At 61.0% G+C, this 14,517-nt stretch carries 13 protein-coding genes; 4 read left to right on the top strand and 9 right to left on the bottom strand.

Annotation, left to right across the window (positions count from 1 at the left end):
- Window positions 1-108: 108 nt before the first annotated feature.
- The 3 genes from corA to EOA13_RS39325 form a co-directional block, all read right to left on the bottom strand.
- Window positions 109-1,083, bottom strand: coding sequence for a magnesium/cobalt transporter CorA (corA, locus tag EOA13_RS04805; RefSeq protein ID WP_127270555.1), 975 nt, complete (start codon window positions 1,081-1,083; stop codon window positions 109-111).
- Between the two features lie 234 nt (window positions 1,084-1,317).
- On the bottom strand, window positions 1,318-1,719 hold the full coding sequence (locus tag EOA13_RS39330) for a solute carrier family 23 protein (RefSeq protein ID WP_281040857.1): 402 nt from the start codon (window positions 1,717-1,719) through the stop codon (window positions 1,318-1,320).
- Between the two features lie 43 nt (window positions 1,720-1,762).
- Window positions 1,763-2,641, bottom strand: coding sequence for a solute carrier family 23 protein (locus tag EOA13_RS39325; protein WP_206535263.1), 879 nt, complete (start codon window positions 2,639-2,641; stop codon window positions 1,763-1,765).
- 135 nt (window positions 2,642-2,776) lie between these two features.
- Here EOA13_RS39325 and guaD point away from each other — a divergent pair, with 135 nt between their 5' ends.
- The gene (gene guaD, locus EOA13_RS04795; RefSeq protein ID WP_127290138.1) at window positions 2,777-4,141 is read left to right on the top strand and encodes a guanine deaminase; all 1,365 of its coding nucleotides are present in this window, start codon (window positions 2,777-2,779) and stop codon (window positions 4,139-4,141) included.
- A gap of 66 nt (window positions 4,142-4,207) precedes the next feature.
- Here the strand turns inward: guaD and ychF are convergent, their stop codons facing one another.
- The 4 genes from ychF to EOA13_RS04775 all read right to left on the bottom strand — a co-directional run bounded on the left by ychF (window position 4,208) and on the right by EOA13_RS04775 (window position 8,077).
- Window positions 4,208-5,311, bottom strand: a complete 1,104-nt coding sequence (ychF, locus tag EOA13_RS04790) for a redox-regulated ATPase YchF (protein ID WP_127290136.1) — start codon at window positions 5,309-5,311, stop codon at window positions 4,208-4,210.
- Between the two features lie 91 nt (window positions 5,312-5,402).
- A complete protein-coding gene (gene pth / locus EOA13_RS04785) occupies window positions 5,403-6,128 on the bottom strand; it encodes an aminoacyl-tRNA hydrolase (protein ID WP_127290134.1) in 726 nt (241 codons plus the stop codon).
- A 23-nt stretch (window positions 6,129-6,151) separates the two neighbouring features.
- Window positions 6,152-6,793: a 50S ribosomal protein L25/general stress protein Ctc gene (locus EOA13_RS04780; RefSeq protein WP_127290132.1), complete on the bottom strand. Its 642-nt coding sequence runs from the start codon at window positions 6,791-6,793 to the stop codon at window positions 6,152-6,154.
- Between the two features lie 249 nt (window positions 6,794-7,042).
- Window positions 7,043-8,077, bottom strand: coding sequence for a class I SAM-dependent methyltransferase (locus EOA13_RS04775; protein ID WP_127290130.1), 1,035 nt, complete (start codon window positions 8,075-8,077; stop codon window positions 7,043-7,045).
- A gap of 292 nt (window positions 8,078-8,369) precedes the next feature.
- Between EOA13_RS04775 and EOA13_RS04770 the strand changes: the two genes are divergently transcribed.
- Entirely contained in the window at window positions 8,370-10,376 is a 2,007-nt protein-coding gene (locus tag EOA13_RS04770; RefSeq protein WP_127290751.1) for an EAL domain-containing protein, read from the top strand.
- A gap of 84 nt (window positions 10,377-10,460) precedes the next feature.
- On the opposite strand, the gene EOA13_RS04765 is transcribed toward EOA13_RS04770, so the two are convergent.
- Window positions 10,461-10,889: a MarR family transcriptional regulator gene (locus EOA13_RS04765; RefSeq protein WP_127290128.1), complete on the bottom strand. Its 429-nt coding sequence runs from the start codon at window positions 10,887-10,889 to the stop codon at window positions 10,461-10,463.
- Between the two features lie 151 nt (window positions 10,890-11,040).
- Between EOA13_RS04765 and EOA13_RS04760 the strand changes: the two genes are divergently transcribed.
- Window positions 11,041-11,898 carry an alpha/beta hydrolase gene (locus EOA13_RS04760; protein WP_127290126.1) on the top strand — a complete coding sequence of 286 codons (858 nt, stop codon included), beginning with the start codon at window positions 11,041-11,043 and terminating at the stop codon, window positions 11,896-11,898.
- A gap of 75 nt (window positions 11,899-11,973) precedes the next feature.
- Here EOA13_RS04760 and EOA13_RS04755 read toward each other — a convergent pair whose 3' ends face one another.
- A complete protein-coding gene (locus tag EOA13_RS04755) occupies window positions 11,974-13,215 on the bottom strand; it encodes an MFS transporter (RefSeq protein ID WP_164779984.1) in 1,242 nt (413 codons plus the stop codon).
- Window positions 13,216-13,388: 173 nt separating this feature from the next.
- Here EOA13_RS04755 and EOA13_RS04750 point away from each other — a divergent pair, with 173 nt between their 5' ends.
- Window positions 13,389-14,273: a helix-turn-helix transcriptional regulator gene (locus EOA13_RS04750; protein WP_127290124.1), complete on the top strand. Its 885-nt coding sequence runs from the start codon at window positions 13,389-13,391 to the stop codon at window positions 14,271-14,273.
- Window positions 14,274-14,517 lie beyond the last annotated feature (244 nt).

Genomic DNA, 14,517 nt, shown 5'->3' with positions numbered 1-14,517 from the left:
TTGTCGACCCACGATCCCCAGGATCGGGGTTTCCGGATGCAGGCCGGCGTTCATTTGGTCAAGCGATTTCTACTGCGCCAGCCTGTGGCAGCCGATCGACAGGGCCACTCAGAGCCAGCCGCGGCGGCGGAAGTACCAGAAGGGCAGGATCGCCGACAGCACCATCATGGCGATGGCGAAGGGATAGCCAAGTTGCCATTTCAACTCGGGGATGATGTCGAAATTCATGCCGTAGATCGAGGCGACCAAAGTCGGCGGCAGGAAGATGACGGCGGCGACCGAGAAGATCTTGATGATGGCGTTCTGCTCGATCGAGATCATGCCGAGCGTGGCGTCGAGCAGGAAGGAGATCTTCTGCGACAGGAAGGTGGCGTGGTCGGCGAGCGACAGCACATCGCGCGACAGCGTCTTGATGCGCGCCTTGGTGTCCTTGCTCATCTTGGTGCGGGTCGAGGCATGGGCGAAAAAGCCTGCCAGGCGCTGCAGCGAGATCAGGCTGTCGCGGATCGAAGACGCGATGTCCTCCTTGCGGCCGATGGCTTTCAGGAGTTCCTGGAAGTCGCGATTGCGCTTGGAAACCTTGGTCGATCGCGCCTCGAATATATCGCGCGAGATAGCTTCGATGTCGCGGCCGGCGCGCTCAAGAATATCGGCGAGACGATCGACGATCGCCTCCAGCAAGCCGATCAGGATGGTGTCGCCGCTGGTGCAGCCGGTCGCCACCTTCTCGGCGCGCTGCGGAAAGGTCTTGAAGGCCTTCGGCTCGTGGTAACGCACAGTGATCAACCTTGTGCCGGCGAGCACGAAGGTGACCGGCGACATCAAGGGATCGTCGATTTCGGTCTGGGCGGGCAGGGTGGCGGTCATGAAGTAGGCGCCGTCCTCGACATAGAGGCGGCTCGAAATCTCGATCTCCTCCATCTCCTCGCGCGTCGGAATGGCAACGCCGAGCCAGCTCTCGATCGTCGCTTCCTCTTCCTTTGTCGGGTTGAACAGGTCCGCCCAGACGATGGTCTCGCTGTTTGCCAGGAGATCGTCGACGACGCGCAGGCGGTCATTGTCCACGACGAAGGCCTTGATCATCGCCTGATATCCCTTGCTGGGGCCAAAGGGTGCGTTCGGATTGACGCGTCGTGTTGGATTGCACGAGACGGACACTTTCGCCGAAAGCCGACCGCGTGCCCCAGCCGATTAGACCCGTGATGTGACAAGGTCAAGGCAGGCCATGCCGCCCGCAAAACAGGTCAACGGCAAGTGCTGTCAACGATGCAGAGAGATAGCGGACGGCACATTGCCGCCCGCCATCTTAGGATACGTCTACCGGGAGTTTGGCAGGATCTGGTGCAGCACGATGGCCCAGATCGCGCCGAAGGCGATCGATGAGCCGAGGATGTACTGCACGAGGTCGGGGAGCGTCTTGACGAAATCCGGCGGCGCCAGCGTGGCAAACAGCGCCATCAGGATCGGCAGACCGATGACCAGCATGTTGCGCTCGGTCAGGGGTGTACCGCGCACGACGCGGAAACCGTTCATGGCGATGACGACGCAGAGGACGCCGAAAACGCCGCCGATGACAGGCCCCGGTATCGAGGCGATGACCGCCGAAAGCTTGCCGATCAGCCCGAACAGCACCAGGAAGATGCCGGCGGCGGCAAAGGCGGCGCGGCTGGCAATGCCGGTGATGGCAATGATGCCGGCATTGGACGAATAGCCGGTCACCGGGGTGCTGCACAGCAGCGCGCTGACCAGGCAGCCGAGGCCTTCACCTGTCGAGCTGCTCGTCTGACAGCGGCTTGTCGATGACGGCGCCGACGGCGAACCAGGTGCCGGTGGTTTCGGCGAGAACGACGATGTAGACGATCAGCATCGTCAGTGTCGCCGACAGCGAGAACGTCACGTCGAGATTGAGGAAGGCGATTCGCGGCATGGAAAACCATGTCGCGTCCGCAACGCCCGCCATGTTCAACTGGCCCATGAAGGCGGCGGCCACGCTGCCTGCCACCAGGGCGATGATCACGGACAGCAGGCGCAGCCAGGCGCCCTTCGCGCCAAGTGCCATGCCGGTCAGCATGCAGCCGACGAGGAAGGCAGCGGCGATAAAAGCGAGGACGATGTTGCCGCCGACCGTGGCGGTGCGGTGAACCGCGAACACGCTCTCCTTGAGCGCCACCGGCATCAAGGCGACGCCGACGATGATGATGATCGCGCCGCCGACGATGGGCGGTACGAAGCGGTTGACGAGGCGATGGAAGATTCTTGTCGGCGAACCGAGCAGGATCACCAGTATGGCGCCCGGAATGAGCGCTCCGACCACGGCGGAGAGACCGCCAACGCCGCCGCCTGCTCCGAAGGCGATGGCCAGCACCGCGCCGATCGGGACGAAGGACGGCCCCTGGACGACCGGCAGCCGCATCAAAAGCTGCGACTGGATCAGTGTGGCGATGCCTGCGGCCACGAATGCGGACTGGATAAAGGCGCCGGCATCGCCGACGCTGAAGGCGAGCACCGATGCGATGATAAACGGCACGATATAGACGTCCATCGCCAGTACATGCTGGAGGCCGAGCAGCGCTGCCTTGCCCCATGGCAGCGGATCGTCCGGTTGGGCAATCAATGTGATCTCTGACGCAACGCGTTCCATGTACCGTTCCCCTTCTGGCCCTCTGGAAATCTTCGCTCGATCATGGGATCAGTCGGGGCCGAAGGACAGCGGCCACAACATTTGCCAACTGTTTTTTTGTAGGCCAAGCAGACCGTTAGCCTAACCGGAGCCGCAATGACGAGAGAACCCTTCACGCTGCTCGGCACCGCCTTCCACACGCCCCAACGCGGCAGGCTGGAGGTGCTGAAGGACCATCTGTTCAGCGTCGATGCACAGGGGCGCATCGCGGAAATGCTGGCGCCGGATCATCGCGAGTACGAGGTCAGGCAGAACGCTGCCCGCCAGGCGGGCACGCTGGTTGAGCTTGCCAATGGTCAGTTCCTGCTGCCCGGTCTCATCGACCTGCATATCCATGCGCCGCAATGGCCGCAGATGGGCAAGGCGCTGGATGTGCCGCTCGAAGTCTGGCTGCAGAAATACACCTTTCCGCTCGAAGCGCGCTACGCCGACGTCGACTATGCCCGCGAGGTCTATGCCGATCTGGTCGACAATTTGCTGGCGAACGGCACCACCACGGCGCTCTATTTCGCCACGATCCATGTCGACGCAAGCCTGGTGCTCGCCGAGACCTGTCTTGAGAAGGGGCAGCGCGCGCTTGTCGGCAAGGTGGTGATGGACGATCCAGAGCAGTGCCCACCCTTCTACCGCGATGCCGATGCGGCAAGCGCGGTGTCGGACACCAGACGGTTCATCGAGGCGGTCCAGGTGCTAGATCCGCGCGACAGGCCGCTCGTCCAGCCGGCGATCACACCGCGCTTCATCCCAAGCTGCACGGATGCGGCGCTGCAAGGACTCGGCGAGCTGGCAACCGAATTCGGCTGCCACGTGCAGACGCATTGCTCGGAGAGCGACTGGGCAAAGCAGTTCGTCGAGACGCGCTTCGGCCGCACCGATGCGGCAAGCCTTGATGGTTTCGGCCTGCTCACCCGGCATACGATCCTGGCGCATTCGAATTTCATCGATGAGCAGGATATGGACCTCATAGAGGAGAGGGGCGCGGCTGTTGCCCATTGCCCGCTGTCCAATTTCTATTTCGCCAATGCCGCATTTCCGCTGCGCGCAGCACTTGACCGGCACATGCACGTCGGGCTCGGAACCGACATTTCCGGAGGCTACAGCCCGTCACTGTTCGATGGCTGCCGACATGCATTGTCAGCGTCGAGGACGCTGCAAAGCGGTGTGCATGCCGGCCTGCCGCCGGAGCAACGCGGTGCGCCCGGCGAACCCATCACGCACCAGGAGGCGTTCTGGCTGGCGACCGCCGGCGGTGCGGAAGCACTTGATCTGCCGACAGGCAATTTTCGCATCGGCTATGAGTTTGACGCGCTGCTGATCGACACCAGCGCCAGGGCATCGAACATCCACATCGGCATGGCCGACGATACGCTTGAGGAGATATTCCAGAAGATCGTGCTCAACGCAGCGCGGGCCAACATCGCCACGGTCTGGGTGAGTGGCCGGAGGGTAGTTGGGCAATAGCTGGTTTCCCGGGCTAGCCGGAGAGGGCGCTGATCACGCCGCCACGGCGGCGTGACATCCGTCACATCAGGTGTTGAACTTGAACAACAGCACGTCCCCGTCCTGGACGACGTATTCCTTGCCTTCGTCGCGCGCCTTGCCGGCTTCCTTGGCCGCCACTTCGCCGCCCAGTGTGACGAAGTCGTTGTAGGAGATGGTCTGGGCGCGGATGAAGCCGCGCTCGAAATCGGTGTGGATGACACCGGCGGCCTGTGGCGCCTTGTCGCCCTTATGGATGGTCCAGGCGCGCGTCTCCTTCGGCCCGGCGGTGAAATAGGTGATGAGATGCAACAGGTCGTAGCCGGCGCGGATGACCTTGTTCAGGCCGGGTTCGTCGAGGCCCAGCGAGGACAGGAATTCCATTTCTTCCTCGTCGGAGAGCTGGGCGACTTCCGCCTCGATCGCCGCCGAGATCACCACGGTGCCTGCGCCCTGCGCGGCGGCCATCTTTTCCACGGCGCTGGTGTGCTCGTTGCCGGTGGCGGCGTCGGCCTCGGCGACATTGCAGACATAGAGCACGGGATGCGAGGTCAGCAGGTTCAAGCCCTGCAGGATGCGCAAATCTTCGGGCGAAATACCCTTGAGCAGAATGCGGGTCGGCTTGCCGGCCTGCAGCAGTTCGAGCGCTGCCTCCATCAGCGGCAGCACGGTCGTCGCTTCCTTGTCCTTGCTGCCGGCGCGCTTGCGGAATTGCACGATGCGGCGTTCGAGGCTGTCGAGGTCGGCGAGCATCAGCTCGGTTTCGACTGTCTCGGCGTCGGCGACGGGATCGATGCGGCCCTCGACATGGGTGATGTCGTCATCCTCGAAACAGCGCAGCACGTGCACGATGGCATCGACCTCGCGGATATTGGCGAGGAACTGGTTGCCCAGCCCTTCGCCTTTCGAGGCGCCGCGCACCAGGCCGGCAATGTCCACGAAGGATATGCGGGTCGGAATGATCTCCTTCGACTTGGCGATCGCCGCGATCTTCTGCAGGCGCGGATCTGGCACCGCCACCTCGCCGGTGTTCGGTTCGATGGTGCAGAATGGATAGTTGGCGGCTTGCGCCGCAGCCGTTCTGGTCAACGCGTTGAAAAGCGTCGACTTGCCGACGTTGGGCAAGCCAACGATGCCGCATTTGAAACCCATTTTTGTTCGGTCCTATCGGGAAAATAGAAATTTGATCAGGGCTATGGGCGATAGGGGTGATCAACGTCAAGCCCTTCGGTCCCCTTGATGCTCAGTCCTTGCCGCCGAACAGCTTCTTCAGCATGGCGGCCATTGGACCGCTTTCCGGCAGCTTGACCACCGGCTGTTGAGGCCGTGCTTGGCGGACATGACTTTGCTGCTTGTGCGCCGGCTGCTTCGGCGCCGGCTTTTCCGGTTCCGAGCCGGCCTTACCCTGGACGGCGAGGCTGGCCTTGTTCATGAAGCCGGACTCGTCGCCCTTGACGATCATGGCGGCATTGTCGGCGATCGCGTCGAGCAGCGGTTTGAGCCATTCGCGGTCGGCCTTGTCGAAATCGCCGAGCACATGGTGCTGGACCATTTCCTTGACGCCGGGATGGCCGACGCCGATGCGTACGCGGCGATAGGCGTTGCCGACATGGCCGTCGATCGAGCGGATGCCGTTGTGGCCGCCGGCGCCGCCACCGGTCTTGATGCGCAGCTTGCCTTCGGCAAGGTCGATCTCGTCATAGAAGACGGTGAGCGCGGAAAGCTCGAGCTTGTAGAAGCGCAGTGCTTCGCCGACCGACTGGCCGGACAGGTTCATGAAGGTCTGCGGCTTGATCAGGACGATTTTTTCGCCGCCGAGCGTGCCCTCGGAAATCAGGCCCTGGAATTTCTTCGACCAGGGCGAAAAGGAATGGCGGCGGGCGATTGCGTCCGCCGCCATGAAACCGACATTGTGGCGGTTGTCAGCGTATTTCGCGCCCGGATTGCCGAGACCTGCAAACAGCAGCATCGCCTGCTCCGGGCGTGAAAGAGTTACTTCTCTTCGGCGGCAGGAGCCGCTTCAGGTGCAGCCGCTTCAGCCGTCTCTTCCGTCTCCGGCTTCATCGCCGACGAACCGGCAATGGTCGCGATGGTGAAGTCGCGGTCGGAGATCACAGGCTTGACGCCAGCCGGCAGCTTGACCGCCGAGATGTGGATCGAGTCGCCGATGTTGGCGCCGGTGAGATCGACGGTGATGAACTCCGGGATCGCATTGGCCGGGCAGTGGAACTCGACTTCGTGACGCACGATGTTGAGCACGCCGCCGCGCTTGATGCCGGGCGACTTGTCTTCATTGACGAAGTGGACAGGCACGTCGACATTGACCTGGGTGTCCTTGCCGATGCGCAGGAAGTCGACATGGACAGGGAAATCCTTGACCGGGTCGAGCTGGAAGTCCTTCGGCAGGACCTGGATCTTCTTGCCGTCGACATCGATCGTGGCGACCGTGGTCAGAAACCCGCCGCCATGGATCTTGTAGTAGATGTCCTTGTAGGTGAGCGCGATAGCCAGGGGAGGCTGCTTGTCACCATAGATTACTGCAGGCACTTTACCGTTGCGGCGAACTGCACGGGCGGACCCCTTACCGACCTGTTCGCGTGCTTCGGCCTTGAGCTCGTAAGTGTCGTGGCTCATGGCATTTCCTTTCGGTTTGTTCTGGAGCGCTCACGGTGGGCAGAGTGCCTGGACCGTAAACGTCGAAAGCCGACATACCCATGCATGATCTGGTCCGAAAACCGGAATCCACTTTTCGGGATCATGCGGGAAGGCGGCCTTCCGCCGCGTTGCCTCCAAGGGTGTCTACGCGGGTGGCGGCTCTATAGCGGAAGGCGGCCGGAGGTGCAAGCCAAAGGCACGCCCGGCCCGGTGCAGTCCAGGCGGTCGCTATCCGCGCTTTTCGATGACGGCATAAAGCACGTTGCGGTTCTCGCCGAAGAACACCTGCGCCTCGACGGTGTTGCGGTCGACGCTGGCATTGACGATGTTCCACATATCGACCTCCGACCGCAGCAGCAACACCCAGTCCATGAATGTCTCCCGGTAGCCGGCGTCAGGCGTGCCCTCGGCGTAGTTTGCAAACAGGAAGGTGCCGTTCGGCTTCAACATCTGCAGGCAGGTCTTCGTGAGTTTCACGGCGACGTTGTGGGCGAGGTAGTCGTAAAGGCCGGAGGCGTAGATGAAGTCGAATTTGCCGAGCTTGTGGCCTCGCGTGAGCACGGTTCGCACCGAGCCGTCGATGGCTTCGACCGCGGTGCCCTGGAAATCGCGCGCAATCAGCCCAACGCTTTGGGGATCCTGGTCGAGCGCAACCCAGCGCTTGAGACGGCCCTCCGTCAGTGCGACCGAACGATTGGCTTCCCGCAAATGGCCGGCCGCGATCGCCAGGACCTCGGTTTCCGGTCCATTCTTGACCGCAATCTGATCGACATATCGGGTCAAGAGATCGCGCCGCTCCCGTGCGGCGACGCATGACGGTACGTTCTGGGTATGGCTGTACAGGGCCTTGCCGATCTCCGAGGCGTTGGCCACGCTCTCTGCCACATGCGGATCGCAATAGATGTAATCAAGCAACTGCGCGTCGCCGGAATAGCCCCTGGGCTTGGTGAAGGACCAGTGCGTCAGCGGATCCTCGAGAAAATACTTCAGGATCGGATGGTTCTGCGCGACCGGTATCAACGCATGCCAGACGTCGGGATGAACCTTGGAATGCAGGCCATTCAGAAAGGACAGCAAGCGACCGACGATCTCGGCCGGGTTCTTGTCCTGTTCGACCTGCTGCTGTGTCGCGTGGAGAATGAGGGCCAGTTCAGCACGCGCGGTTTCGAACGCTTCGCCATGATGCTCGAGCTTTCCCCGAGGCAGCGTGCCGGCGAGCATCTCGGCAGTAATCAAGCTTTTGCCATCAAGAACGGTCTGCACGCCATCACTCCATAGTTAACAGTCGGTTAACTTATTGCGTAGAATGCTCCCTTTGCCAATGTCGAGCCGACGGCATTTTATCGTTATGATTAATTTCCCGCCAACCATGTTCCTCTTTAGACGGCTTTCGGCCCGAATTCCGGGTTCGAGTTAACGGAAACTTGTCTTGCGCGATTGCATTTGTTTGCCCGGCGTCGCAATCGCCGTCGCGTCCAAGGAGCCGGCCCGCGTGGGGGCAGAAGCTGGAAATGAGTTCGGAAAACAAAATCCCTTTCAAACGGGGTCTATTGTGATGAACGAACACCTGTCATCCGTATTGGTCGATGCGGTTGATGCGGAGCCGTACGAACCGCGCTACGAACTGGGGGCCGACGAGCTTCGCACCCTTTACCGCACGGAAGCGCAGGCGACGCGAAGAGGAGAAGCCAGGCCAGGGCTTTGGATTGCGGTTGCGATCTATCTCTTGTTTTCGGCAACCGATCTGCTGCTGATCCCGGATGTGGCCGCCTATACGATCACGGCGCGCTTCACGGTCGGATTGAGCGCGCTTTTGATCCTGGAAGCGCAGCTTCGCCATGGCGTCGGGACGGAATGGCTCGACGTGACCTGCGCCGGGGCCATTATCTTCGGCTATGTTGGTTGGCTGTGTCCGGCGATTATGGGCGCGGACAAGGAAAGTGTCTCTTACTATATGGTCTTTGGGACCATATTCATGATGAGCGCCAATCTTTTCTTTACGTTCAATTTCAAGCTTTCTATCGTAACTTCTGCAATAATCTTATGTATACTTTACATTGTAAACTACTTTGTTCCTTCAACCCTCACATACAAAATGGTGTTTGGGGCTTTCTATGTTTCTTGTTTCACGTTCACCTCGTATGTGAACTGGAAGCTAAATGAGGAACGCTACAACGTCTTTCTGAATGCCCTGGAAGCCAAGATCCAGCACAATGAGGCGACCGAACGCGGCAAGGCCCTGCTGAGATTGTCGCGGACCGATCCGCTTACAGGTCTGGAGAACCGGCGCGCGATCGACGAGAAGCTGCGGGACTACTGGAGCGATTGGCAAAAGGTCGGCACCAGCTTCGGGGCGATCCTCATCGACGTGGACTTCTTCAAGAAATTCAACGACTGCTACGGCCATCAGGAAGGCGACCGCTGCCTGATCCATGTCGCCAATGCCCTTAGCGAGATGATCAAACAGTATAATGGTTCCATAGGCCGCTACGGTGGCGAAGAGTTCATCGTCCTGGCGCGCATGGAGACAAAAGAGCAGATTCTGAACATCGCGGAAACCATTTGCAGCACGGTGGAGAACCTGGCGCTTACCCACGAGCTCCGGCGCGACGGCGTCTCGATCGTAACGGTGAGCGTTGGCGCCGCATTCACCAGGACGCAGACCGGGGCCAAGCTGGAGAAGATCATCCACGAGGCCGATCGCGCTCTCTATCTGGCAAAAGCCGGCGGCCGAAATTGTGCCCGGCTGTTCGATCCAACCGATCCGCAAAGCAGCGACGAGAGTGAGAACATTGCGGCCTTGCTGAAGATCGCGATCGGCCAGAATCTCGTTTCACTCGTTTACCAGCCCATCCAGGATGTCAAATCGGACCGGGTTGAAGCGGTGGAGGCTCTGATGCGCCTCAAGATGCTGGACGGCACATCGGTTCCGCCCAGCCTGTTCATTCCCGTCGCCGAACGAACCGGCGCGATCCTGGAACTCGGGCGCTGGGCGATAAGGACAGTGTGCGCCGAACTCCTGGCAGACGATCACGTCCATGTCGTCAGTGTCAACGTCTCCCCGATCCAGCTCAAGACCCCGGGCTTCGCAACGTCTGTCGCGACCATTCTGGGCGAGACCCGCGTCGCCGGCAGCAGACTGGCCTTCGAGATCACCGAAGGGCTGGAGATGGAGATGCATTCGGACATCCTGCGCTGCATCAGCGACCTGAAGCTGCTCGGGATCAAGATATGGCTCGATGATTTCGGGACGGGCTTCGCGGGCCTTTCGTGGCTTCGCCTGATCGATTTCGATACGGTGAAGATCGACCGCTCTTTTCTTCACGACTGCAGCTCCCCGAGCGGCAAGGCAATGCTGCAGGACATTATCACCCTGGTCCGAAATCGCGGCCACAAGATCCTGGTCGAAGGGGTGGAAACCGACGAGCAGATGGTCTTGATGCGCGAATTCGGCATAGACAAGATCCAGGGCTTCCATGTCGGCCGCCCCGCTCCCGCCGTCAGTTTCCAGGCAAAGCGGGCCATGCGCAAACGGTCATTTGCCGTGCTTAAGTCCGCATGATGGTGGCCTCTTTCCGACGTTTGGCTTAGCCGCCGTCAAAAGCCGTGCTGATTGCAATCAATCCATGACAGCCCAAGCAAGGGGCTACCGGTCGCCGATCAACGCGGCGCGTAGCGCCTGGATCTGCCGGTTCAAGGCATCGAGCTGCGCCAGCGTCATGCCCGAGCGCTCGATCAAGGCTTCATTCAGGCAGTTGCATTGCACCAGCAGCCCGCGCCCGGCTGATGTCAGGTCGACCTGCACCTGGCGTTCGTCGGTCTGGCTGCGCTGGCGGGTCACCAGCCCGGCCTGCTCCATTCGCTTTACCAGCGGCGTGACGGTGCTCGATTCCAGAGCGAGCCTGTGGGCGATCGTGCCGACCGACATGCCGTCAGCCTCTCCAAGTGCGTTCAGTACCAGGTACTGCGGATAGGTGATGCCCATCTCATCCAGCATCGGCTTGTAAGTGCGATTGATCGCCATGCTGGTGGCATAGAGCGTGAAACAGAGCTGGTTATCCAAAGGGAGAGGCACGGCGAATTCCTTCTTGCCTATACGGCCATCAATTCGATACCACGAAAAATGATATCGCGATATATATTTTCGTGGACAAGCGTTTTGGACTGAGCTAGCTCTATCATTATCGCGATATTGTTTATCGCGAAAACAATTGAAGGAGATTGAGATGACCTCGCAAACCAAGCCCAGTTCCGGCAGCGGTACGATCACCACCAAGGACGGAACGCAGATTTACTACAAGGACTGGGGGACCGGGCAGCCTGTCGTCTTTCATCACGGCTGGCCGTTGAGCAGCGACGATTGGGACGCTCAGATGCTGTTCTTCCTGTCACAGGGCTACCGTGTCATTGCACATGATCGTCGTGGCCACGGCCGCTCGACCCAGACCGATATCGGCAACGAGATGGATACCTATGCCGCCGACGTCGCGGAACTCGCAGCCCATCTGGACCTCAAGAACGCCATCCATGTCGGCCATTCGACCGGCGGCGGCGAAGTGGCGCGTTATGTCGCCAAGTATGGCGCCGGCGGCCGTGTCGCCAAGGCGGTGCTGATCGGCGCGGTGCCGCCAATCATGCTCAAGACTGCCGCCAATCCCGGCGGCCTGCCGATCGAAGTGTTCGACGGCTTCCGCTCTGCCCAGGCAGCCAATCGCGCCCAGTTCTTCCGCGATGTTCCCGCCGGTCCATTCTATGGGTTCAACCGCCCGGGCGCGGACATCTCGCAGGGCGTCATCGACAATTGGTGGCGCCAGGGCATGGTGGGCGGCACCAAGGCGCATTATGATTGTATCAAGGCGTTCTCGGAAACCGACTTCACGGAGGATCTGAAGGCAATCGACGTGCCGGTCCTGGTCATGCACGGAGACGACGACCAGATCGTTCCGATCGCCGAGTCGGCGCTGCTGACGATCAAGCTGCTCAAGAAGGGCGAGCTTAAGGTCTACGAGGGTTTTCCGCACGGCATGGCCACAACCCATGCCGATGTCATCAACGCCGACCTGCTGGCCTTCTTCAAGGCATAGGGCCTTTCCGAATAACCTACAAAAATGCACCCGCCATCAGGCGGGTGCATTTTTGTAGGTTCAGATTAGCGTGATCTAGGCAACTAACTGCGCTTTGCGTGCTTCCTTCATGTTCGGCAGGAACACGGTGAGCAATCCAAGAAACGGCAAATACGAGCAGATCTGGAAGACGAAATCGATGCCCTTCACATCGGCGACGATACCGAGCACGGCCGCCGCGATGCCGCCCATGCCGAAGGCGAAGCCGAAGAAGATGCCGGCGATCATGCCGACGCGGCCCGGCACGAGCTCCTGCGCAAAGACGACGATGTTCGAGAAGGCCGAGGACAGGATCAGGCCGATCAGCACCGTCAGCACCATCGTCCATTCCAGATTGGCGTAGGGCAAGGCGAGCGTGAAAGGCAGCACGCCGACGATGGAGAACCAGATCATCGCCTTCTGCCCATAGCGGTCGCCGAACGGGCCGCCGAGCAGGATGCCCAGCGCCGAGGCACCGAGGAACAGGAACAGCATGACCTGCGACATCTGCACCGAAACGCCGAACTTATGCATGGAATAGAAGGTGTAGTAGCTGGCGAGGCTGGCGATGTAGGCATTCTTGCTCAGCACCAGCAATGTCAGCACGATCAATGCATTCGTCACCTTGCGGCGCGGGAAAGGCGAAACGAAGCTCGCCGCCTTGCGGGTGCCCTGCGCGGCACGCAGCCGGCTGTACCAGCCGCCGACCTGCCACAAAACGATGATGCCGATCAGCGAGCCGACGGCGAACCAGGAAATGCTGGTCTGGCCGAACGGCACGACGATGAAGGCCGCCAGCAGCGGCCCCATGGACTGGCCGAAATTGCCGCCAACCTGGAACAGTGACTGCGCCAGGCCGAAGCGGCCGCCGGAGGCGAAGCGGGCGATGCGCGAGGATTCCGGATGGAATATCGCCGAGCCGATGCCGATCAGCGAGGCGCCGATCAGCAGCAGCGAATAATGCCCGGCATAGGCGAGCACGATCAGGCCGATCAGCGATGACGCCATGCCGTAGGGCAGCGAATAGGGCATCGGCCGCTTGTCGGTGATCATGCCGATCACAGGCTGCAGCAGCGATGCCGTCACCTGGAAGGTGAAGGTCAACAAGCCGATCTGCCAGAAATCGAGGCCATAATTCTCTTTCAGGAGCGGGTAAATGGCCGACAGCAGCGACTGCATGATGTCGTTGATGCAGTGGCAGAAGCTCACCGCCAGGATGACGGTGAAAGCCGTCGCCTGGGCTGAGGCGTGACTGGCGCTCGCCGGTGGGGCGACGCTGGCGGCTGTCGTATCGGTCAAGGTAGGCTCCGTGGTCTTTTTGGCGGGCAGGCCCGCAGGCAGTTGACGGACGCACCTGCGGCCGCCTTGTCGGACGCTCCTGTGGAGCGCTTGGGGACGGTGCCTTATAAGCTGCTTGCGGGATGACTTCTTTCGTGGTTTGGTCCAATAGTTTCGCAAGTGGGCCATATCGGATGCCGCACGGCAAAGAAGTCTTTCACGCTGGCAACGCCAATCTCGGCCAGTTGCACGAGAGCCGCTGGCAGTGGCTTGAGCAAGTGGCCGGGCCGGCGGTGGCATTGCCGACCGAATATCCCGATGGCTACCGTGTGCCGCAGCACCGCCACAGCCGCAGCCAGCTCTTGCATGCGCTTGTCGGCGTGGTGTTGGTGACGACGCGCTACGGGCGCTGGATGGTGCCGCCCGACCACGCGATGTGGATTCCAGCCGGCACCGAGCATTCCGTCGAAATGCTGGGCGATGTCTCGATGCGTTCGGTCTATGTCATGCCACAGGCGATCCCCGGGCTGCCCGAAGGCTTGCGCGTCGTCGGCGTCACCGACCTGATGCACAGCCTGATCGTGGAATCGGAAAAGCTGCCGCAAGGCGGCGTTCTGGAAGGACGTGGTGGGCTGATCATGAACCTTTTGCTGCACGAAATCCCGACCTTGCCGGAACGGCCTCTCGGGCTGCCCTTCCCGTCCGACCCAAGGCTGTCGGCGCTGTGCCGGCGCTTCGTCGCGGCACCGTCGCCGCACGCGACGATCGATGAGTGGGCCGATGCAGCCGGCATGAGCCGGCGTTCGTTCACGCGCGCTTTCCAGCGCCAGACCGGCCTGTCGCTGTCGACATGGCGCCAGCAGGCCTGCCTGTTCGCGGCGCTGCCCAGGCTGGCGGACGGCGAGCCGATCACCAGGGTGGCGCTCGATCTCGGCTATGACAGCGTGCCGGCCTTCATCACCATGTTCAAGCGCATGCTGGGGACCTCGCCGCGCGGCTATATGCGCGGCGCACGAGAGAGCGTCGAGGTCGCTCGTCGCCTGGTCGGCCCGGTTCGGTTGGAAAGCTCTGTGCCGTAACGGCAGGTGCTGTTCTAGAGCGTTTCACCGTTTCACTGAAACGGCGATCTGCTCTCACTCCTTGTTTTGACGCAGCTCTAGACGGAAAACCGCTTCACACTTTTCCTGGAATTGCTCTAGAGCGGGATGAAATGAGACTGAATCGGCTTGGGATTCCCTTAGGCGTGCAAATCTGATTCAACCTTCATGCTGGGCAAGGAGGTCAGCATGGATGGGCAAGCCTTATTCGATGGATCTTCGCGAA

It is taken from the genome of Mesorhizobium sp. M7A.F.Ca.US.011.01.1.1, assembly GCF_003998295.1.
Lineage (GTDB): Bacteria > Pseudomonadota > Alphaproteobacteria > Rhizobiales > Rhizobiaceae > Mesorhizobium.
Note: the sequence above shows the minus strand (reverse complement) of the source record. Positions and strands in the feature narration are given on the sequence as shown.